The following is a 21370-nucleotide window of genomic DNA, read 5'->3' on the forward strand; positions in this document are numbered from 1 at the left end:
AAGGTCTCCTGTGTTGCACAGGAGACCTCTGACTAATGCGATGAAAGATACGCGAGTACCAAAGCAAATCCAAAGAATAAAACACCTAAAACAACGGTGACCTTTTCCATGAAAGCTTCGAAACCACGGGATTTTTGCTTACCGAACAAATCAGTAGCGCCCCCGGACAATGCGCTCAGTGCATCTTGTTGTTTACTTGGTTGCATTAGTGTTGCGATTACGATCAAAACTGAATCGATAATCAGTAAAGTAGTGAATAAACTCTGCAAGTTATTCCCTCCCTAAAAAATCTCACTAGTAGTAGACTATCACAAACGCTGGATAATGGCTAGTGATTCCGACTGATCCCCGGTGTTTTTGTCACTGTCGCCAGCTGACGAATTTGGCGACGCACACGCTGCCGATCCAGTGGTGCGGTCAAGACAACTAAGGTCTGTCCCGCCTGTAAAACACTATCGCCGTGTGGCAAAACTTCTTTCTCGCCCTGGATGATGCCAATCAAAAGCGCCGATTTTGGCCATGCGATATCGCGCACCTGTTGTTCCTCTAGCGCACTGCCGGCAAAGATAGGCACTTCAATGCGGGCCATCTGCCCCATCTCTCCACGTGCCGGTTGGTGCACGAGTTTTGCGAGTAAGGCTTCATAAATTGGATCACCATGAAGACCATCGAGCACCAGATAAGCGATTAAGGCCACCACAGCGAGTGGCATCAATAACTTGAGGTTCCCAACCATTTCGGTCACCAGAAGAATCGCCGTGAACGGTGCCTTCCCGATTGCAGCGAAGTATCCCGCCATCGCAAAATCACAAAGTTAACCGCATACATCGCTGGTAACAAATGCAGGCCGACCATGGATTGCGCATAATTGCGCCGATAATGGCACCCAGTGACAGAATCGGCAGAAAAATCCCACCAGGCAAACCTGATCCGTAAGACACCATCGAGAACACAAAACGAATGGCAAAGATGCCCAGTAAGGTCAGCACTGAGGGCATTTGTTGCCCCAATTGAATGATCAACTGATTCCCCCCACCCAGCAGTTGCGGGGTCAAAAACCGATGGGAATCACCGCAACAAGTGGTATTAATCCTTGATAACGACGCGGAATATGTGTCAGCGCGTACCAATCAGGCAGACGCAATAACACCCATTGATAGACCTTTCCCAACAGCCCCAAGGCAACACCGAGCAGTAGCAAGTGCCAATACGCATCGATAGGCAGTGCTTTGGGGTACACCAGATGCAAAACAGGTCGTTCACCGAATATGTATAACGAAATAAAATTAGCGCCAATCGCACTGGCGAGACTTGAGAGCCAAACCAGTGGCGAGAAATTGTGATAGATTTCTTCTAGCACGAAGAGACTGCCGGCAATGGGCGCATTAAAGGCGGCAGCCAACCCGGCCGCGGCACCTGAGGCAATCATGATTCGCCGATCACTCCCGCGGTCGTGTTGCCACTCGGATAACCCCTGCCCCACAGCGGCCCCCAGCTGAATCGATGGGCCTTCACGCCCCAAGAATAGGCCCGCGGAGAGTGCCAAAATACCACCGACAAACTTGCGCCAGAGAATCGACCACCAGGACAAGTCCAGTTCACCCTGTAACTGTCCTTCCACCTGCGGAATCCCAGAACCCGCAATGTCTGGTTCCTGCTTGAGTAATTGCGCAATCAGGATCCCGATCAACAGGTTCAGGCCCAGAAGCCCCAGTGCAGTTGGCCACGTGAAATGCTGGTACCAATGCAGCGCCCAGTCCAAGCCATGCTCAATCAGCCAGCGAAAACTACTGACCACAATCCCGACAACGATACCGACCGTGAGCCCCTTGACTGCAAAACGTAACCGTGGCTGTTTCAATGCCATCCCTCCAAAATTCATCTCACTTCTATTATAGTCGTGTCTCACGTGATTTTGAGCAAAAAAGAAGCCACCGACAAAACAAAACGTTCTGTCAGTGACTTCTTCGCAGTCAGCCGAAACTGATTACTTGTTGTATTCGCTCAATGGGGTCTTAACGTTGTAGAAAGACTTCAAGCCCTTGTATTGAGAAGTTGATTCTAATTGGTCTTCGATCCGCATTAATTGGTTGTACTTAGCAATACGGTCTGTCCGGCTCATAGAACCAGTCTTGATTTGGCCAGCGTTTGTTGCCACAACAAGGTCAGCGATGGTTGTGTCTTCTGTTTCACCGGAACGGTGTGAAACAACAGCAGAGTAGCCAGCTTCCTTAGCCATTTCGATAGCGTCGAATGTTTCGGTTAATGTACCGATTTGGTTCAACTTGATCAAGATGGAGTTAGCAACATGCATGTCGATACCCTTTTGGAGGTATTCTGTGTTGGTTACGAACAAGTCATCACCGACGAGTTGAACTTTGTCGCCCAACTTAGCAGTGATTTCTTGCCAGCCTTCCCAGTCGTTTTCATCGATAGGATCTTCGATAGAAACGATTGGGTACTTAGCAACGAAGCCAGCGATCAAGTCGATGAATTCGGATGTTGAGTATGAAGTATCTGGATCAGACCACTTCAAGGTGTAACGCTTTGTTTCTGGATCATAGAATTCTGAAGATGCCACGTCAAAGGCGATAGCAATATCAGTACCTGGCTTGTAGCCGGCACGTGTGATTGCTTCAACTAAGAATTCGAAGGCTTCTTCGTTGTTTTCAAGGTTAGGTGCGAAACCACCTTCATCACCGACAGCAGTGATGTCACCCTTTTCCTTCAATAAGGATTGGAGTGTGTGGAAAGTTTCTGAACCCATCCGGATTGCTTCGCGAACAGACTTTGCCCCAACAGGCATAATCATGAACTCTTGGAAGTCGATGGTGTTAGTTGAGTGCGCACCACCATTGATAACGTTCATCATAGGTGTTGGCAATACGTAGCTGTTAGGACCGCCAAGGTATTCGTACAATGGCAAACCAATTTCATCAGCAGCAGCACGGGCTGCACCCAATGAAACACCTAAGATTGCGTTAGCGCCTAACTTGCCCTTGTTAGGGGTGCCGTCAAGATCGATCATTGTTTGGTCGATTAAGCGTTGTTCAGTCACGTCTAAGCCAATAACTGCCTTAGCAATTGCGTCGTTAACGTTAGCAACGGCCTTTAAAACACCCTTGCCTTGGAAACGGGACTTGTCGCCGTCACGTAATTCAACAGCTTCGTGTTCACCAGTAGAAGCACCTGATGGAACAAGTGCGCGGCCAAAACCGCCATCTTCTGTGTAAACTTCAACTTCAACAGTTGGGTTGCCCCGGGAATCTAAAACTTCGCGTGCTAAAACATCTGTAATAATAGACATTGATTGATCTCCTTCTCTATTTTGCCGAATGGCAGTTTTTAAAAGTTGAACCCGAAATTAGTCTTGGTAGTTAACCAAAGCTAAGAAATCATCAGCACTTAAGGAAGCGCCACCGACTAAGCCACCGTCGATATCCTTTTTAGCCATTAATTCCTTGACGTTACCAGGCTTAACAGAGCCACCGTATTGGATCCGAACGGCTTCTGCGGTACCTTCATTATACAACTTCTTAACTGTTTCGCGAATATGGCCGCAAACTTCTTGTGCTTGATCAGCAGAAGCAGTCTTACCTGTACCGATTGCCCAGATTGGTTCGTAAGCAATAACAGTTTGTGCGACTTGTTCAGCAGTTAAGCCCTTCAAGGCAGCCTCAACTTGACCTGCAACCCAGCTGTTTGTATCGCCGGCTTCGCGTTGTTCAAGTGTTTCCCCACAGCAAATGATTGGGGTCATGCGATTCTTAAAGATCGCATGTGCTTTCTTGTTGATGTCTTCGTCTGTTTCGTGGAAGTATTGACGACGTTCGGAGTGACCGATCACAACGTAGTCGATACCCATTTCGGAAAGAACCTTAGGACTGGTTTCACCAGTGAAGGCCCCTTCGTCTTCCCAGTAGCTGTTTTGAGCAGCAGTCTTCAAAGGTTCGTCCTTTGAGAACCATGTCAAAGCGTTCAAGTCAACTGCAGGTGCAGCAATGACTGATTCAACTTTGCTTGTTTCTGGCAACTTGCCCTTGATTGCATCTAAGAATTCTTGGGTTTGTTGTGGGTTCTTGTTCATTTTCCAGTTCCCAGCAATAATTGGTGTCCGCATAATTAGCTTCCTTTCATATGTAGAGCAGACCAACGCCTGCTCTGATTGATATTCGTGCCACTAACGCGTAAGAAATGCTTACTTGTCAGAGATAGCAGCGATACCAGGTAAAGTCTTACCTTCAAGATATTCGAGACTTGCACCACCACCAGTAGAGATGTGAGTGATTTCGTCAGCAATACCTAATTGAACAGCAGCGGCAGTAGAGTCACCACCACCGATGATTGTTGTTGCGTCCTTCAATTCACCGAGGGCCTTACCAACTTCAAGTGTCCCTTCAGCGTAGTTAGACATTTCGAACACACCCATTGGGCCGTTCCAAACAACAGTCTTGGCATCCTTTAAGATGTCCTTGAATTCAGCGATAGACTTAGGGCCGATATCAAGTGCCATGTAGCCATCAGGAATATCACCGTCAACAACCTTGTGAGGTGCATCGTTGTTGAATTCTGTTGCAACAACAGAGTCAACAGGCAATACTAACTTGTCGCCAGCTTCTTCCATGATTTGCTTAGCAAGATCAATCTTGTCTGTTTCAACAAGTGAGTTACCAATGCTCATACCCTTAGCAGCGTAGAATGTATAAGTCATCCCACCACCGATTAAGATGTGATCAGCCTTTGGTACTAAGTTGGAGATAACACCAATCTTATCAGAAACCTTCGCGCCACCTAAGATAGCAACGAATGGGTGCTTAGGATCGTCAACAGCATCACCTAAGAACTTGATTTCCTTTTCCATTAAGAAACCAGCAGCTGTTTGTGGCATGTTGGAAGCAATCCCAACGTTAGAAGCGTGGGCACGGTGAGCTGTACCGAAAGCATCGTTGACGAATAAATCGCCTAAGCTTGCCCAGTACTTGCCAGGTTCAGGATCGTTACCGGATTCCTTCTTACCGTCAAGATCTTCGAAACGAGTGTTTTCCATAACTAAGACGTCGCCGTCGTTCATGTTATTGATAGCTGTTTCGAGTTCTGTCCCGCGAGTTTCTGGTACAAAAGTAACAGGCTTCTTGAGTAATTCGGATAAACGTTCTGCAACAGGACGTAAGGATAACTTTTCTTCGTCTTCCTTAGTCTTGATCCGGCCTAAGTGAGAAAGCAAGATTGCCTTACCACCGTGATCGATAACATATTGGATTGTTGGCAATGCAGCCACGATCCGGTTGTCATTACCGATAACGCCGTCTTTAATAGGCACATTGAAGTCAACGCGGATTAAAACTTTCTTATCCTTAACATCTAAGTCAGAAACGATTAATTTTGCCATTGAATAAAACCCTCCTTAAGGAAATGAATCACATGCTTCAAGAAAAAAGCGAAGGGAGTTAACCTCCCTCCGCTCCTTGTTTGTTGCACTTATAAAAGTTGGTTGCTCAGTAGATTACAGAGTAGCGAACTTCAATAATGTACGAACCATTTGGCAAGTAAAGCCATATTCGTTATCGTACCAAGCAACAGTCTTAACTAATTGGTAGTCACCAGCAGATGTAACTTCTGTTTGGGTTGGGTCGTAGATAGAACCGTATGTTGAACCGATAATATCGGAAGATACGATTTCGTCTTCGTTCCAGCCGAAGCTTTCGTTATCAACAGTGTGCTTCTTGATTGCTTCGTTAACTTGGTCAGCAGTAACATTCTTAGTCTTCAAGATGGAAACTAATTCTGTTAATGAACCGTCAACAACAGCAACACGTTGTGCGTGACCTTGTAACTTGCCTTGCAATTCTGGGATAACCAAACCGATAGCCTTAGCAGCACCAGTTGTGTGAGGAATTGTGTTAGCAGCAGCTGAACGAGCGGCACGTAAGTTACCACCACGAACAGGGCCATCAAGCAACATTTGTGTTGATGTGTAAGCATGAACTGTGGTCATTGTACCTACTTCGATACCAAATTCTTGGTTTAAGAAGTAAGCCATTGGTGCCAAGCAGTTAGTTGTGCAAGAACCAGCAGAAACGATTACATCGTCCTTTGTCAAAGTATCATCGTTAACATTGTAAACGATGGTCTTCATTGCACCAGCAGGAGCAGAGATCAATACACGTTCTGCGCCAGCTTCTAAGTGAGCCTTAGCTTTTTCTTCTGAAGTGTAGAAACCAGTACATTCAAGAACATATTGAACGCCGTCGTTCTTAACCCAAGGAATATTTGTGCTTGAGGTTCTGCGTAAACACGGTATTCTTTACCGTTAACAACGATACCGTTATCGGTTGCGCTAACTTCACCAGGGAATACACCATGAGTTGAGTCGTACTTCAACAGGTGAGCTAACATGGTTGGGCTAGTCAAATCGTTGATTGCGACAACTTCGATATCATTGGATTGTGCACCCAATTCAAAGATACGACGGAAAGCTAAACGACCGATACGGCCAAAACCATTAATACCAATCTTAACAGTCATGCTAAAATTTCCTCCTTTAGGAAATAAGAGTTTTATTCTAACGGGTTTCCCCTGTTAAAATCATATTTGCAGCACCGCTATCCGTGATTAACCACGAATGTTTTGGTGCGTTATGCATATACGCTCGAATTGCGCGGGCTTTGCTTCTGCCCCCTGCAACCGCGAAGACGTATGGCATACGGTTCAGATCCGGAATCTGTAATCCGATTCGCGGAATCTTGTAAATGACGTTGCCTAGTTCATCGTAGAAAGTACCGAATGTTTCAGCAACGGCGTGGTGTTCCGTGAACATTTTTATGGTTTGCGCTGACATTTGGCGGCGGTGCGCCATAACCAATGCGTCACCTACACTATGAATCACAACTTGTGCGTTGTCAATAAGGGCCAGCACTTCTTTTACTGCCGGTTCTTTAAGTAGTGGCTGGTAAGTCTCTGTGCTAACATTCTCAGGAATGTACAACACGCGGAACTTGCTCCCTGTGGCACTTGCCATGGCGGCAGCAACCGAATTGGCCTGAATGTCCACGCTTCCCCGACGCCCCCGCGAGCGGGAACGAATGTGAGCTCACGGCCGCTCGATAACTTAAATGTCATCTGTTGCGCGATGCGAGCCATCGTTGTGCCACCCATAACGGCGACAGTGAGGTTGCCTGCAGGTAATAACACCTGCATAGTTTGATTCAAGGTCTTGCCTAACTCGTCTAAGACGCGCGAACTCTGATCCGCATCGCCAGGAACAATTAAGCAATGGTCGATACCTAAGATCTTAGCGAGACGCTTCTCATCGTCCTTCACACCCAATAACTGATTCATGAGTTGTTCCAGACCATGGAAGGCATCCAGTCCCTTACCTGTCAGAATCATACCTGACTTGGAACTTTCAACTAAGCCTTGTTGTCGCAAAAATCGGTTTCCGTACGTAGCACACGCTCCGAGATCTTCATTTGATCCGCAAGCGTTCGCCGACCAACTGGCGCTAACCAGTTGATGAACTGAAGAATCTGATAACGTTTGGTGATCACGCCTAACATGTCCGGAGCAATCGCCTCTATCCAGGCAAATTCAGAATGCATAAGCCATTTCCTTCTTCAGTGGGACGTCTTTCGACCAACAGTGCCTTTTTGCGACCCATGTTGTTGAAAAAATTAAGGAACCAAGTATCAAACCTGTCTTTCCTTATCAACAATGTTATTATATCAGCCACCCATATCTCATGCAACCCTTTTGCCTGCTTTCAAACCCAAGTCGAGCAAATTGCTTAGCGGAGTGGAATTATCCCTGTGTTATCGCTATCTTTTGTTCGCATTTTAGGGAGCGTTATCGATTGTCTTCAGCATTCGGTTCGCTTGAGTCCTCATTAATTACTCATTATCGGTCGAAACCAGCCAAAAATTCACAAGCCCATCTCATCTTTACAGAAAAATCGGGCCGGATCATTCATCAGTTTGCGTCAACCACTTACCTATCGTAGAATATCAGGTCGCTGTGTGTCCATTGAATCGCTCCCTGGTGATTTAATCCTGCTAGCACCGTAAAAACTAGACTTTGGCACAAATGGGTTGGCTTATTGGGTCGACAACAGTATACTATAGATAGAAAGAAACGGAGCGTTGGCAGAGCGGTCGAATGCACTGGTCTTGAAAACCAGCAATGGTGATGAGCCATTCGAGGGTTCGAATCCCTCACGCTCCTTTTTTTAATTTTTGATAGCTATGTATAAGCGGTAGAAATGTTGATATAACAGCATTTCTGCTTTTTGTTTTCTCCCAAATATGGATAGTTTTAAAAATGTTTTGGGCAAATTTTGGGCAAGTAGATAAGCCATTCTGTTTTTCGCATAGAAAAAGCCCTCCGACCGCTCAATTAAGAGCAGGCCAGAGGGCTTCAATTGTTGTTCTCTCCTCAAACAATACCAACGTGTTTATTGTAAATCATTTGACTATGGCTTTCCAGCGCCAAATTGTGTGTACTGCTTGGGCAGATATGTGTTGTTGCCGACCAGATACATTACCTTGCCATTGATAGTCTTGGTACCGTTGTTACGCCATTGTGTCCCTGTTTTCAGGCGCCGACCCCAGTACTTGCCGTTGCCATCATAAACATTGACACCCCAACCCTCGGTGTAATTAACGGTGAGCACAGCGTCATTAATGTTGGTGTATTTGATAGGTAGATACTCGTTGCCACCATTTATTTTGCCAACCAACAACATTGTCTGGCCCTTAATCACTCGGCGACCCTTTACGATCCAACGTGTGCCGTGTGCGAGACGGCGTCCAGTCCACTGACCATTGTCATAATAGGTGTTGACGCCATAGCCTGGTTGATAGACAACCTGAGCGACTGACTCGTCAATCGCCTTGTGTGGCCATGACTCAACCACACCAGTGACACCGTTAAATGCTTCTTGATCCCACGCTGCCAAGCCGTTCGCTTCGATGGTCGCAATGATAGTATCGGCATAATTAGGTGCTGTGGCGTAGCCGTCCTGCTGCACCAAACGGGCAAACGTCAGGTAATCCTTAACGCCTAAAAGATTGTGGTACCGTGAGTTATCGATGAAGAAACTGGAATGATCATACACGCTAGTGCCCCAGTCGGGGTACTTCCGAAACGCGTCATTAATCGTATAGTAGCCAGCTGCCGCAGACCACTCTTGTGTTGGAAACCAAACTGATTGACCGTTGTAAGCACCCTTGATACCAAACAAGTTGTTGTTAGGTGGTAGCGCCAGCTGTGATGTGCCCCAAGCCGATTCAATGGCAGCCTGTGCCGCTGTCACTGATGGCAGGACACCCCGGCTCCAAGCCTGTTGTGCACCATTCTTGATAGCTGCGAAAAAAGTTGATGGACTAGCCATTCATAGGACCTCCTCCCTGTTCCGTTCGTGCTTTGATATTATCAATAATCTGGCTCGCAACGGAAGCGCCATCTAAATCTGCGGCGCCTGTAATGGAAGAATTGATGGCAACTGGTGTGTTGGCCGTCTCATAAGCCAAGTGCATCGCACTCACAGCGGATTCCACAGCTCCAGCAATCACATTCTCTGGAACCGTTGGCAGCCCCAGCATCGTCAATGTGGTCTTGATTGTGTTGACCGCGTTTGCCTGCTTTTGTTTGTTGTCCAAGTCTCCAGTCTCAAGCTGATGGACAATAACTGGGATGTGCGATTAACCACATCTAGCGCAGCTTTGGCCGCATCGTTGTCTTTAACTTGTGCGTCAATCTTCACCTTATTGCGTGTTAAATAGGATAAGACGCCACCGATAATCATGATGACAACCTGTGTGATTGTATTAACCGTTGATTGGTCCATTCATTTCACCTCCCGCTTGATCTGTTTCATCAGCATCCGCCGTTCCTTCGCTGACAACCTCAAGGCTATTTTTTCGCTGGTTGAGGTAAAACCCCAGCTCCTGTGCCACGGCACCCCGCAGTGCGGGTTCCACATCATCGATAGTGCCTCGTTCATTCAAGATATCGGCCACGCGCAGCATAACCTGCGTTGATGGCATACCTTCATTCTGTTTTGCTGTCATCGTCATCTTCATCTATCTCCTTATCATGTAATTCCTTCTTGAGTTTAAGCAAGCGGCGGTCGTTAAAACCCTTAGCCAGCGCTAAAAGGATACCGCCGGCCGTGGAAATGAGTGTCACTAAAACTGTGTCTGACACAATGACACCGCCCCCCTACCTTTGTCGTCAATTGCCTTAATCCGTTTCTTTACCATCCTCAGCTCTGGAACCCGAAGTGCTTCATGCGTGGCCCGCAAAACTAGCCCTGTTGAATAGATCGTTGCCAAACTGATATTGCCAAGGTCGATATCTCGCAGGATAAACGCCGTCGTGTACACCAGCAGAGCGCTCACCAGCAGACCTGGCATAATCTGATTTGCGTGAAGATTGTCAAAATTCCAGATTGACCAAACAATCACAGCCACTGCAATGCCGGCAACAATGATTAGGCTCTCTGAGTTATCCAACATCAACAAGATGTCTCGCTTTGGTGGTGGGTACTCAAAATACTGGTTAGCCCAGACAAAATAAAAGGACAAGCCTAGCAGCTCAACGGCTGACCAGAACCATGTTCTATTTTTGTCTATATTGGCTAAAAACCGTTCTTCGGTCATAGCTGGCACCTCCTATGCCTTATAGGGCTCGCCCACTGTGGACTCATATTGTTCAGCGGTGATCCAGCCGATTTGCACGTAAAGTTGTAAGTCAGTCTTGCTAAAGCCCTTGTTGTAAAAGTCTAATACCCAATCCATTATGCTTCCTCCTTATTGTCTTCTGCCGGTTGTTCAGGTGTCACATGCAAGGCCGCTAATTGCTTGGTAAGAGCAATCAACTGCTGTTGCTGTGCCTTGATTGTTTCTTGGTTCTTGAGGCCAGCAGATTGTGCCGCTGCAAGTTGCTTGGTCAAGGCCGTATTCTGTGATTGCAAAGCGTTCAACTGTGCCAAGTAAGCTTCATCGCTAGTATCAATCCACTGCTTCGTGGACCAGTCAAACCGGACAAGCTTGTCTTGCAGCTCGTCTGGGACAGGTGTCGTGGTAAAGGGATAGGCAACTGGTGTGCCCTCTTGTAAATATGCGACACTAAAAACTCGCCCGGGTAAGGACGAGATCGGTAAACCGTGATTAAGTTTGTTTGTTCTGTCATTATTTATCCTCCTAAAGTTGTTGAATTTGCTGATAGACATCAACCATCGACCCATTCTTAACATAAATATTGCCACGCAAATCCATGCTGACATTAGTTACCGCCGCGCCTTTAACCAGGGTTGACCACTCCAAAGTCAAATCATTTTTAAACTTTGATATTTCCAGATTATTTAGGCCATTTGAATTAAGTGAACCTGAGTATCTAATCAAAAATAAGTTGCCTAAATTATCCATTAAAATGTCCGCATCAACAACTGAACTGATATTTGGCAACTTATATTGGAACACTTGGAGGTCTGTCGTGATCTTGTAAAGGCGAGGTGTATCTGTGGCATACGTGATAACCACAAATATTGCCCGCCGCGTCGTAAGTCATTTGCGTTGAGTTAGAGACATTTCCATGGTCTCCAACAGTGATAATTGTCTGAGAATCATCTTTGGTAGCAACAAGATTTCCATCAATATCATATTTGTTCAACTTAATTCCATTTACTCCTTGAGAATAGAGCACATAGAAAAAATTGTGATAGTAACTGATTCCAAATGCATTAGAGCCAAAAATAATATTTCTTTGAGAACTAGTTGCTGCTTTAAAGTAATCCACACGTCGATAGTAAGTGCTAAATGCCATAAATTCACCCGTTTCCGATACAGCCAAAGCATTGTAAGGCACATCAGACCCTCCAATCTTTGTGTGATATCACTAGGATTTGCGAAATAGCTTGAAGCTAAATCATTCCGAATAACCGCCAATCTCTGTTGTGGATCAATGGCGCCAGAATACATTGGTTCTGGTAGTTTGAGGGTTGAAATGCTTAAATCAGATTCAATAACATTGGCGGGATTCGCCAAAAACCGTATACCATACGACCGTCTGGTAAAGCCATCCCTCTGTAATAGGTATTAACCTTGACAGAATATGCTAAACCAATATTAGTATTCGGTGTAGTCCATCCAGTAGATTTCCAAAGTGGTAGACTTCCTTTTCTAATTTCCAATACTGGGCGTTTGCGTGATAGAGTCCTACAATACTGCTCATTAAATCACCACCTCAAAATTAGCGACAATATAGTAATCTCTGTCGTTTTCATATTGGCCGAGTGCTTGATACTCAGACAACGTACCGTACCAGCTCTTACTATATTCAGTTAGCGCAGTGTCAATTCTAGCATCCACTTGATCTTGATCTAGTTTGGATTTGGTTTGTTTATCCGTGTATGCGTTAGCTTGTTTAAGAGCTGCTTCAATATCAGGTGCATAGTCATGCCCTTCGGGAAAACGAATCTCTCCAATTGCATCAGCAATCATGCCACCGACTTTATCGAATTTGTCATCGGTGTATTTTGCAAACCGTTCATAGTCAGCCTGTGTCAACGCTGCCGACGGGTCGATAGTTAAATCGATTTGAGCCGAGTTCCCGACAATGGTAAATACCTTGATTAGGATCTCTGTGCTGGTACTACCATTAAATGGCGGGATATAGGCCGAGTGTGACGTCGGTGTCACTGAGTATAGAATCTCACCGACTTCTGGGTCTTCGGCATATAACGCTACCCCTTGCAGGTCATATCCTTCTTTAAGTTCCTTGTCTGGTTCCTTGTTCGTAATAACCGCCTCAATGACGATAGCAGAATCATTACTAATTGCGCTACGCGATACTAAAAAGGACTGCTTAACGTCAACGTCAGTCAGTCCCTCGATAGTGTCATCATCATAGGCCGTGGCCGTGGTGGCTACTCGACTAAAACGCGCAGTTCCCACGTTATTGAGCAGCTTAGCCATTAGTGCCTGGCCTTTTTTGTGATGACAGATGGTTTAAATTCAGCCACTTTCAGGCCCCCTTCATGTTAATTTCAATTGTTTCAAACGTGTGGACTCCGCTAGCAAGCGTCTCAGTGTTGTTAATCTCATAGGTGCCACTGATATCGTTTGAGAGGATGTAGCTTTCAACGGCTGTCACAACACCACCAACATAGAGATGACCAGTGCCATTAGCGGTGATCTCGTTAGTTGAGTCGATAATCAGATTGGCCGGGACAATCGTGTTGAGCAGATAGTCCAGTTGGTCAACTTGCCCAAGCTTCTCAAGCCACGTCCTGACGACCAGCTTAAAGTCGTTTGGATACTGAGCCAGCTCAACGCGGCCAGCAAACTTCTCCAGCAGAAACTTGAGAAACTTGAACGTGTAAGGTGGGTGGTTCATCATGCTTGCCAGGACGTTAATTCGCCGTGTCTCAAGGTCGATAGACAGATCAGTGGCAATACCTAACATGTTCTCGAATACCGAGATACCCGTGGAATCAGCGGTCATAACATACTGGTTAGCTATCTCTCGGATAGTCTCATCAAACAACTTAGTGACCTGTCCTTGCTCGGCCATGACAAGCTCGTGTATATCAACGACACCGTCGTAGTAGTCAGGTAGTAACTCGTCGAGATTAGGAGTCTCAGCCATTGATTGTCACCTCTCCCAAGACAGGCAGCTCAGATAACTCAGCTGTCTCTGTCAGTTTGAGGTCACTGGGCTGTCCATCAATCAACAAGTCTGTGACGTTGACCACGCCAGGCACCGCTAACACTGCCACAATCATTTGAGCCCGATACATCATCAAGCTATAAGTGCGAGTGCGTGGCAATAACTTTGCCCAGTTATGCCGGACTGATTCAAAGTAGTCAGACAGCACCTTGGTCACAGCGTCAACGAGCTCTTGGGTGCGCGACCCTGTCTCGGTTTGGACTGTCATTGTGATTGGGATAGTCCGTGCTGTCGGGGCTACCACAGTCACCTCATGACCGATAGGTGCCATCCCGATGCCTTGGCCTGGATCATCAGCCGGGTCAATCGCTAACTTAACATCTGTCTGCAATTGTTGACTCGCTGGCATCTCATCATTGTCCAAAATCACGAGCTTAACGGTGCCGCCGCCTTCCCAGGTTGGATAGACCTGCACTGCGCCAACTGTCCCAAGAGACGCAATCATGTCCTGATAATCGGCAATGTTCCCGCCGTAAGCGCCAGTCTTGTAGTCATTGAGAATACGTTGACGATAGTCATCATCAGTTTCAGTATTACGTGCTGGAATGGTCATCTCAATAATCTCGGCATAAGCAACCTGGTCATTTGGCGAGATAGGTAGGATTTGGCCCAGATAATGATTAGGTCCGTCACCCGCTACTTCTGCGGTTAGCTGAGCTGTGCCATCATCCATGAGTTTAGAGACGGCATAAAAATAGGGACTGGCACCAATGCTGGCAAACCGATCCCCAATCTCAACAGGTGTATTAGCACCCTGACTATCTAAAAATTTAGCTGTCACAACCGCTTTAGTGGCTTGATAACGTGTTAGTCCTCGCTCTTCACCGCGGTAATCTAGATACTCGCCAGTGGCTGTTTGTGTGTAGCTATCCAAGATGTTGCGCTGCAATGCAATAACCATTTCAGCAAATGCGTAAGCACTCGGCGCCAATGCGTCGTAGATGATTGAGCCTTCTCGCTTATCAACGCCATCTGGTACGTGGTCCAGTGCTTGGCTCTTAAAATACTCAAAATCATATTGATCCAGCGTCGCAGCATATTCAATTGGTGTCATGTAGTCACCTCGCTTTCTATGTTCAATTTGCCAAACTGTGTGTAGACAGTGGCTTTGACTGCCATGACGCTGCTTTCAACAGCCGTGATATCATTGACAATCACTTGGTCGACTCGGTCATCAGCCAGCAGTGCTTCCGACAACATTCGGCCGACCTCAGCCCGAGCGTAAGGCATTTCCTTACCGACAAGTTCCATCAGGTCATTGCCATATTGGTCACTGTAAATCGGCCAGACAAAACGCTCTGTGCGCAATATCTTTTCCACTGCCTGTCGCATCGCGTCTTGCCCATCCAACGTGCCAACGTGTCGGACGTGACCATCTATCACTTGGTAAGTTAGCGATGGCATTGTGACTTCGGTGACCTCGCTGTCTCAGGGCTTGTGTCCGTCAAAACATAGTCATCCATTAGGTCTCACCTTCCGTCTTTTCTAAAATGTAAAACGACTGTCCGCCGTCGCCGCGGATCATCACCACACCGTCTCCCGGCTTGAGTGACTCATCAATGGTGACAATCTCGGTGCGCTCACCGTCGCTCTCACGAGTCCGGTCTCGATAGGTCATCTTGACCTTATGTGATTGGACGTGTAGGCCAAGCGTCAACATGGCCTCTGGCAACACCATTTGTTGTCTAGTTGGACGGATAGCGGCGCAGTGCTGATGACCTTGCCATAAACCAAATCGGCATATTCGTTGGCTTTACCGCCACGGCTGCCAATCATGCCTAAAAGCTGTTCACCTGCCATTAGACCTGCACCTCCAAATCCATTGTCCAGTTCTTAGGGTCAAACTTATGTGTGACCTTAGTGACGGTGACCTGCCGCTTACCAACGCCGATATCTGCTAGACTGTTGACCGATAGCCAAAAACTATCACCAACATCAATCTCAAGCGTGCCAAGCGCTGTGATTTTGAGTGAGCGTGTCTCTTTGTTCTTTTCAGCCAAAATCTGATTAGCCTTGGCCTTCATGGCCGCCGCGTTCATCTTGTCATCCGATACCTTCTCGACAACCTGTAATCGACCCCATCTAGCAGTGGTCCCACCAACAGACGATTGACTTGTTAGCACCGTGTTCTTGGCTTCGCTGGCGCTGTCAGTAGCGGTGCTAGTCGATTTGCCTTGGTCCTTCTTCGAATTTTTGACGACCTTAACCACGTTGGCTGCGTCGTCAATTGAGCGATCATAGGACCAATCGGTGAGCAGTGAGCCATCGCCAATCAACAGGTCAGTCTTTTTGACTGGCATCTTAGCAAGCTCAACCACACCATAGTTATCACGGATAAAAACTGCTGCCCGGTAGCTGACTTGGTCTCTTTGATATCATCTTGCATCATATCGAAATAGCTCACACCATCCGCCACCTTGGCTGATAACTTATGACTAGATGAGCTGACCACCCGGCTAGTGATACCAGCTAGGTTGCAAACGGTGCTAAATCGTTGTGAGACGGTACCGGCAGGCCAGACAATCGAGTCTTGGTTTTTAGATAACGTAGTTTGTCATAGGCAGTGATTGAAAACTTTTCGTCGCCAGAATAGCCAATTTTAAAAATATAGCCAAAGAACACTTTGACACCGTCCCAGCTCATGTGGACCTCATCACCGTTTTGTGGTGTCCAGCCCTCATTGACTTCAAGAACATCAAATGTGAGCTCGCCGGCCGCGAAATTGCTGTCTTTAACGTAACTCATGTTAGTAGCCAAGGACTTGATATCCCATTGCTGACTAGAGCCGCGACTATTAACTGATAGGGTTGTTAATTCTGCCATGTGATCACTTCGCTTTCACAGAGCTTGCTGATACCCAGCCACGAGCAGCACCACTTGTCGTTGTGATGTGATAAGGCATCTTGGCACCTGTGGCCACGATACTGATTTTTCGTGTGGCATTGTGTTCAGTCAGACCAGGGCCATGCCCAGCACTATCACGATAGAGCTGCCCGTTGACAACGACAGTCGAACCACGACCAATCTTGTTGTTTGGCTGAGGCCGTGATTGTCCTTTTTGGGTGTCGTCTTGGCGGGTGTCACCTTGATACGCTTAGCCCGATAGTCTCGGTACTCCGTTAATTCAAGCGTAAATGCAAACTCAATGGAATTGCCATCTTTAAAACCAGAATCGAACGAATCGACAGTTGCCAGCAGATTAATCTTTGAGTCTGATAACACTACCCGAACCGGCTTCTTGGCGTTGGCCATACGATCTAACCAATTGATATATTCTTGCCCGTCATCAAACAGGTTATCACCCGTCGTCCAGTAGGCGTCTGACATGACAATTGGGATTGTAGATGTGATTGATAACGTCTTGAGCTTGCGGTCGGATAACCGTTTAATCTCGCCCAATCCGATAACCGTCACCGACTCACCATCAATTTCGGTCTTGATCATGAGCTCCTTTGGATTAACGGGTAGCTCCATTGTAAAGTTGGTGCTATCGGTGATATAAAGCCCCATATGGGCCATAGGCATCAATCCTCCTAACTGAGACCTGCATTAGCGCGGGCCACAAGATAATCTTCAATTTTTGCACAATAGATTCAGCGTCTTCTGCCGTTGCACCATTAACCACAATGGCACCAGGTTGGACGTTGACTGTGCTTGAACTGTTTTGGCTAGTTGTGTTGGTTGTTGTGCCAGCACCACCTAAAAGTCCGCCAGTCGCATACTGCGGCGTTGTGGACGGGCCAGTAACCCCAATTGAGCCGTTGCCAAATCCAGGCGAGTTAAGAGCGCTCATCTGGTTGGCTGCGCTAAATGCCGCGTTTGATAATTGCGTCCCAGCTGCAGCAACTGCACCAAGCTCATCAGTCATCCCCTTGGCAGCACCGAGAGTCATAAAGCCCCCGATTTCTGCGAATAATCGAGATGGTGAGTGAATCTTAGCAGCAGCACGAGCAGCCTTATCAGCCTGAGCTACTAAAGCATTAGCGGCAGCAGCAACAGCACCGACTTGAGACCGCATCCCAGCAGCAAGACCAGCACCAATCATGGCGCCAGCGCTCATCGCAGCACCAACAGCGCCATGAGCACCATTAGCAGCCATCATGCCGAGGGCCAAGCCAGCACCTGCTGCGCCAGCAGAACCGGCACGAACACCATTGATAACAGCCTGGGCTAAAGCGGTCCCGGCAGCACCAGCAGATCCAGTGCCACCACGGAAGGCATTAATCAATCCTTGAACAGCATTGCGAGCAAGGTCGCCAATAGCACTCAAACCTTCTTTGACCACGCTGACGGCGCTAACCATAGCCGCTAATGAGCTTGCGGCAGATGCAGCATTAGATGCAATGCTTGAAACGGCGCTGGCAACTAACTTAGTAGCACCAGCCAACGCCAGCATGCCGGCACTAGCAACCAGAGCAGCACCACCGAGAACGGTCAAACCTGCACTGGCAAGTAACGCCATAGTCCCGACGAGCATCAATCCGGCCATAGCCATCATTGCGCCCATCATGACCATCATCAATCCCATCATGGCCATCATACCACCGACCATAATCATCATGAGACCGGCAAAGGCCATAACTGCCATGGCAAACACAAGGACAAGTCCCATCATCGCCATCATGGCACCCATCATCACCATCATGAGACCCATCATCGCCATCATTCCGCCCATCATGACCATCATCAATCCGGTAAACGCCATGATTGACATCGTAAATACAAGCAGCAGTCCGACCATAGCCATCATGCCACCGACCATCACCATCATTAATCCGACCATAGCCATAAGCCCTCCAGCCATGACCATCATCAGGCCAACCATAGCGACCAGTGACATAGCGCCTAATAACATCAGACCCATGCCAGCTATTAGAGCCGCAGGGCCTAAAAGCACAAGTGACAATGACAACATCATCAGGTTAATGGAGGCTTGTAAGCCATAAGTAGCAGCCAACTGTAAGGCAACGCCCAACAGCAGGAAGCCAACACCGGCTAACATCACACCGACACCTAACAGCAGGACACCTGCCCCGATCATTAAGATGGTCGCGCCAAATGCCAACATTGCTGGAATCGCAGCCGTTAGCGCACTGCCAAATACAGCGAAGACGACGACAAGGCCAGCGATGACCAACCCAAATGCTGCCATTGCAATCGCACCCTGTGTTCCTGTTGCAGCAAGTGGTGCCATAGCTAAGGCCATGATTGACACAGCCACACCAAAGATGAGAATACCAGCAGCGCCAGCACTCAGCTTAGAGGCCATGAGCCCTAACACGAGGCCAAGGCCACCGACAACCGCACCAAATGTGGCCATGTTGGCAACTGCGTTTGGACCGGCATTAGCGATGCCTTCCATCGATTTCGCCAGCAAAGCGAGACTGGCAATAACCAGAGCCACACCAGCCATCTTGATCGTGAAATTAACGCCCTTGCCAATCATCTGCTTAAACGACTGCATCTGGCCGCCCGCTTCACCGATTTGCTTTGAAGCACCACCTAACTTGCCAGCAGTTTTGCCAAACTTGCCGATAGCGCCGCCGACCGAATCAAACACGCCGGCTACCTTGCTGACGGCCTTAAACGCGACAAACGCCACGGCTACACCAACTAATGCTTTGGCCAGCACGTTAAGTGTCCCAGGGTCGAGACGGCCTAATGCGTTAAACAGCGCAATAACACCGGCAACTACTAGTCCTTTAGTGTTGGTCTTGAGAATGGCGAATGCACCACCAATCAGCGAAATCGTACTTGGGTCAAGTTTTGCCACCACTTTAATAAGTGATGCAAAGGCGTCAACGACACCAGTCAATGCCTTGCCACCGATTTGGCTAATTGCATTCTTGATGGCTTCGATTTGCTTTGGGCTGAGTGACCTTAAATAACCAGAGAACTCGTTCATTGCTGTTGCCACTGCGCTCATAATTGAGCCTATTGCTTTGGCTGCGGCTGCGATTGGATCTAACGGCTTGCCGCTGATGCTCATTGCATTTTTAACCGAGCCAAACCCATTCTGTAGTTCCTTAAATGCATTGCTTAATTCTTTGGTAGCCCCGGTCTTGGCCAAGTCGGCTTTAAAGTCTTTGACGGCATTTTGCATCTTGTCAAAAGCGGCGAAAGCCTTATCCACCATGGCGTCGAAATTAATCTTGCCGATAACATCCGTCAGGCCAGATACCGCCTTGATGCCGACCTGGCTCATCCTATCGAACGACCCTTGCAGCTTGTTGGTGACTGTTTCTTTGAGCCCATCGACCGCTTGACCGACCGTCTTAAACTTGGTTGCCATCTGAGCAAACGCAGGCGACGTACCAGCCTTAGTGACAGCGTTAAAGAAGTCTTGCGTCTTAACAGTGCCGCCTTGAATATCACTAACTAATTGGCTCGTAGACTTACCCATCGCTTTAGCAACCGCAGCCATACCAGCTGGTGATTGTTGCAGCATGAGTTTAAAGTCAGCCCATTGGACCATCGGCAAAGCAGCCATTTGAGTAGCTTGCGTGGATAAGGTCTTCATGGCCTGTGCTGGGTCTTCTGATGCAGCGGCCAAACCACCGAACCCTTTAACTAACTGTGTGGTGTTTTTAGTACCAACAGCCGCTAACTGGCTATAAGTCGAAGCCATATCAGACGCCGAGTAGATGGTCGCTTGAGCGAAATCTTGTAACTGGCCCTTCACCGAAGCTATTTCTTTAGGGCCCTTGCCAAGGTTTGACATATTGCCTTCAAATGTTTGCCACGTCTTGCTAGCAGAGTCCAGGTCACCAACAAGACCGGTGATAGCTCCCTTAGCAGCGCTAATGCCGGCGGTGATACCATTACCAATCACTTGGGCACCAAGCATTGATTTAAATGGATTGCTCATATTGGCCATTGTCTTGCTAAAGCCGGACATCTTACTGGCTGAACCGCCAAGCCCGCTATCCAGTTTATTGAGTACGCTACTAAAACGATCCTCAAGCACAATAGCCGAGCGAATTGTTGCCATAGGTTACCTCCTTTCTCAAAAATAAAAAAGCCAAGGTCAACGCCTGTGTGAGCGCGCCTTGGCTTCTGCTTTCTTCTGTTCCTTTTTCTCTTGTTCTTGACGAATATCAATCCCGGCAACGACCATTGCTTTCTCTTTCACACTGAGTGCTAGCCACTGGCTTGGCAGCCAATGATACTCATTCATTGCGTAAAAGTAATACTCAAACTCGGCACCGTCACCGGACTTAATTAGTTTTTTACTTCGTCACGAACGTTATCAAACTCGTCAGCATCAAAGCCGCTCAACGTTGAACTTGTTGGCCTAATTCGACATATTCACCGGCCAACAGCATGTTTTTGATGGTGCCTGCTGGGTCGGCTACGGTGTCCCAAGATTCTTGGAGCTGAGCATTGTTAGGGTCTGGACTAACCAAGGCTGCGACAATCAACCCATCAGAAAACTTGTCCTGATCAGTTTCAGCGGTCATGACGCCGGCCCGGTTACGCACTTTGCGAGTGGCGGCCTTGCGCACATTGTCCATCTCTTTTGAAGTCAGTGCCCGAATGATAAATGGGTCTTTAAAAACGCTTGAAGTGGACCTCTTTATTGGTCTCAACCGGTTCCACATTTTGAGCTAAAAAGTTTTCAATTGATTGTTGTGCCATTGATTAA

General features: G+C 47.5%; 24 protein-coding genes, 1 tRNA gene and 4 pseudogenes. 1 reads left to right on the forward strand and 28 read right to left on the reverse strand.

Going from position 1 to position 21370, the window contains the following annotated elements:
- Positions 1-32 precede the first annotated feature (32 nt).
- The 7 genes and pseudogenes from secG to JCM17471_RS04200 all read right to left on the reverse strand — a co-directional run bounded on the left by secG (position 33) and on the right by JCM17471_RS04200 (position 7598).
- The gene (secG, locus tag JCM17471_RS04170) at positions 33-269 is read right to left on the reverse strand and encodes a preprotein translocase subunit SecG (protein ID WP_054776925.1); all 237 of its coding nucleotides are present in this window, start codon (positions 267-269) and stop codon (positions 33-35) included.
- A gap of 59 nt (positions 270-328) precedes the next feature.
- Positions 329-1882, reverse strand: a pseudogene (locus JCM17471_RS04175) (ClC family H(+)/Cl(-) exchange transporter).
- 105 nt (positions 1883-1987) lie between these two features.
- A complete protein-coding gene (eno, locus tag JCM17471_RS04180; RefSeq protein WP_054776926.1) occupies positions 1988-3307 on the reverse strand; it encodes a phosphopyruvate hydratase in 1320 nt (439 codons plus the stop codon).
- A 57-nt stretch (positions 3308-3364) separates the two neighbouring features.
- Positions 3365-4120, reverse strand: coding sequence for a triose-phosphate isomerase (tpiA, locus tag JCM17471_RS04185; protein WP_054776927.1), 756 nt, complete (start codon positions 4118-4120; stop codon positions 3365-3367).
- Positions 4121-4198: 78 nt separating this feature from the next.
- On the reverse strand, positions 4199-5389 hold the full coding sequence (locus JCM17471_RS04190) for a phosphoglycerate kinase (protein ID WP_054776928.1): 1191 nt from the start codon (positions 5387-5389) through the stop codon (positions 4199-4201).
- Between the two features lie 114 nt (positions 5390-5503).
- Positions 5504-6525, reverse strand: a pseudogene (gap, locus tag JCM17471_RS04195) (type I glyceraldehyde-3-phosphate dehydrogenase).
- Between the two features lie 37 nt (positions 6526-6562).
- Positions 6563-7598, reverse strand: a pseudogene (locus JCM17471_RS04200) (sugar-binding transcriptional regulator).
- A 531-nt stretch (positions 7599-8129) separates the two neighbouring features.
- Here JCM17471_RS04200 and JCM17471_RS04205 point away from each other — a divergent pair.
- Positions 8130-8217, forward strand: a tRNA-Ser gene (locus tag JCM17471_RS04205).
- 247 nt (positions 8218-8464) lie between these two features.
- Here JCM17471_RS04205 and JCM17471_RS04215 read toward each other — a convergent pair.
- The 21 genes and pseudogenes from JCM17471_RS04215 to JCM17471_RS04300 all read right to left on the reverse strand — a co-directional run bounded on the left by JCM17471_RS04215 (position 8465) and on the right by JCM17471_RS04300 (position 21326).
- Complete coding sequence (locus tag JCM17471_RS04215; protein ID WP_054776930.1) at positions 8465-9385, reverse strand: glycoside hydrolase family 73 protein; 921 nt, start codon at positions 9383-9385, stop codon at positions 8465-8467.
- Positions 9378-9653 carry a hypothetical protein gene (locus JCM17471_RS04220; protein ID WP_162208345.1) on the reverse strand — a complete coding sequence of 92 codons (276 nt, stop codon included), beginning with the start codon at positions 9651-9653 and terminating at the stop codon, positions 9378-9380. Before JCM17471_RS04220 ends, JCM17471_RS04215 begins: the two co-directional genes overlap by 8 nt.
- Positions 9599-9841: a hypothetical protein gene (locus JCM17471_RS14410; protein WP_054776932.1), complete on the reverse strand. Its 243-nt coding sequence runs from the start codon at positions 9839-9841 to the stop codon at positions 9599-9601. The genes JCM17471_RS04220 and JCM17471_RS14410 overlap by 55 nt, the downstream gene beginning before the upstream one ends.
- The gene (locus JCM17471_RS04230; RefSeq protein WP_054776933.1) at positions 9822-10070 is read right to left on the reverse strand and encodes a hypothetical protein; all 249 of its coding nucleotides are present in this window, start codon (positions 10068-10070) and stop codon (positions 9822-9824) included. The genes JCM17471_RS14410 and JCM17471_RS04230 overlap by 20 nt, the downstream gene beginning before the upstream one ends.
- Positions 10045-10200, reverse strand: coding sequence for a hypothetical protein (locus JCM17471_RS14415; protein ID WP_162208346.1), 156 nt, complete (start codon positions 10198-10200; stop codon positions 10045-10047). Before JCM17471_RS14415 ends, JCM17471_RS04230 begins: the two co-directional genes overlap by 26 nt.
- Positions 10182-10655: a hypothetical protein gene (locus JCM17471_RS04235; protein ID WP_054776934.1), complete on the reverse strand. Its 474-nt coding sequence runs from the start codon at positions 10653-10655 to the stop codon at positions 10182-10184. The genes JCM17471_RS14415 and JCM17471_RS04235 overlap by 19 nt, the downstream gene beginning before the upstream one ends.
- Positions 10656-10667: 12 nt before the next feature.
- Positions 10668-10793 carry an XkdX family protein gene (locus JCM17471_RS13330; protein ID WP_082395204.1) on the reverse strand — a complete coding sequence of 42 codons (126 nt, stop codon included), beginning with the start codon at positions 10791-10793 and terminating at the stop codon, positions 10668-10670.
- Positions 10793-11227: a hypothetical protein gene (locus tag JCM17471_RS13940; RefSeq protein WP_156321590.1), complete on the reverse strand. Its 435-nt coding sequence runs from the start codon at positions 11225-11227 to the stop codon at positions 10793-10795. The genes JCM17471_RS13330 and JCM17471_RS13940 overlap by 1 nt, the downstream gene beginning before the upstream one ends.
- Positions 11199-11423, reverse strand: coding sequence for a hypothetical protein (locus tag JCM17471_RS04245; protein ID WP_162208347.1), 225 nt, complete (start codon positions 11421-11423; stop codon positions 11199-11201). The genes JCM17471_RS13940 and JCM17471_RS04245 overlap by 29 nt, the downstream gene beginning before the upstream one ends.
- A gap of 40 nt (positions 11424-11463) precedes the next feature.
- Positions 11464-11862, reverse strand: coding sequence for a hypothetical protein (locus tag JCM17471_RS13945; RefSeq protein WP_156321592.1), 399 nt, complete (start codon positions 11860-11862; stop codon positions 11464-11466).
- 365 nt (positions 11863-12227) lie between these two features.
- Complete coding sequence (locus tag JCM17471_RS04255) at positions 12228-12971, reverse strand: phage tail protein (protein ID WP_054776938.1); 744 nt, start codon at positions 12969-12971, stop codon at positions 12228-12230.
- A gap of 49 nt (positions 12972-13020) precedes the next feature.
- Positions 13021-13644, reverse strand: coding sequence for a putative phage tail protein (locus tag JCM17471_RS04260; RefSeq protein WP_054776939.1), 624 nt, complete (start codon positions 13642-13644; stop codon positions 13021-13023).
- Positions 13637-14779, reverse strand: coding sequence for a baseplate J/gp47 family protein (locus JCM17471_RS04265; protein WP_054776940.1), 1143 nt, complete (start codon positions 14777-14779; stop codon positions 13637-13639). The genes JCM17471_RS04260 and JCM17471_RS04265 overlap by 8 nt, the downstream gene beginning before the upstream one ends.
- Positions 14776-15129: a DUF2634 domain-containing protein gene (locus JCM17471_RS04270; RefSeq protein WP_054776941.1), complete on the reverse strand. Its 354-nt coding sequence runs from the start codon at positions 15127-15129 to the stop codon at positions 14776-14778. Before JCM17471_RS04270 ends, JCM17471_RS04265 begins: the two co-directional genes overlap by 4 nt.
- Positions 15130-15187: 58 nt before the next feature.
- Complete coding sequence (locus tag JCM17471_RS04275) at positions 15188-15403, reverse strand: DUF2577 family protein (RefSeq protein ID WP_082395205.1); 216 nt, start codon at positions 15401-15403, stop codon at positions 15188-15190.
- Positions 15379-15525 (reverse strand): hypothetical protein, encoded by a 147-nt coding sequence (locus tag JCM17471_RS13950; protein WP_156321593.1) that lies wholly within the window; start codon positions 15523-15525, stop codon positions 15379-15381. The genes JCM17471_RS04275 and JCM17471_RS13950 overlap by 25 nt, the downstream gene beginning before the upstream one ends.
- Positions 15525-16548 (reverse strand): annotated as a pseudogene (locus JCM17471_RS16760) (XkdQ/YqbQ family protein). The gene JCM17471_RS13950 and the pseudogene JCM17471_RS16760 overlap by 1 nt, the downstream one beginning before the upstream one ends.
- A 129-nt stretch (positions 16549-16677) precedes the next feature.
- Positions 16678-17244 carry a hypothetical protein gene (locus tag JCM17471_RS04290; protein ID WP_054776945.1) on the reverse strand — a complete coding sequence of 189 codons (567 nt, stop codon included), beginning with the start codon at positions 17242-17244 and terminating at the stop codon, positions 16678-16680.
- Entirely contained in the window at positions 17213-20716 is a 3504-nt protein-coding gene (locus JCM17471_RS14615) for a tape measure protein (RefSeq protein ID WP_054776946.1), read from the reverse strand. Before JCM17471_RS14615 ends, JCM17471_RS04290 begins: the two co-directional genes overlap by 32 nt.
- Positions 20717-20752: 36 nt before the next feature.
- The gene (locus JCM17471_RS14555) at positions 20753-20902 is read right to left on the reverse strand and encodes a hypothetical protein (protein ID WP_164479301.1); all 150 of its coding nucleotides are present in this window, start codon (positions 20900-20902) and stop codon (positions 20753-20755) included.
- Between the two features lie 97 nt (positions 20903-20999).
- Positions 21000-21326 carry a phage tail assembly chaperone gene (locus JCM17471_RS04300; protein ID WP_082395206.1) on the reverse strand — a complete coding sequence of 109 codons (327 nt, stop codon included), beginning with the start codon at positions 21324-21326 and terminating at the stop codon, positions 21000-21002.
- Positions 21327-21370 lie beyond the last annotated feature (44 nt).

The sequence above is a fragment of the Lacticaseibacillus saniviri JCM 17471 = DSM 24301 genome (assembly GCF_001311785.1).
GTDB lineage: Bacteria > Bacillota > Bacilli > Lactobacillales > Lactobacillaceae > Lacticaseibacillus > Lacticaseibacillus saniviri.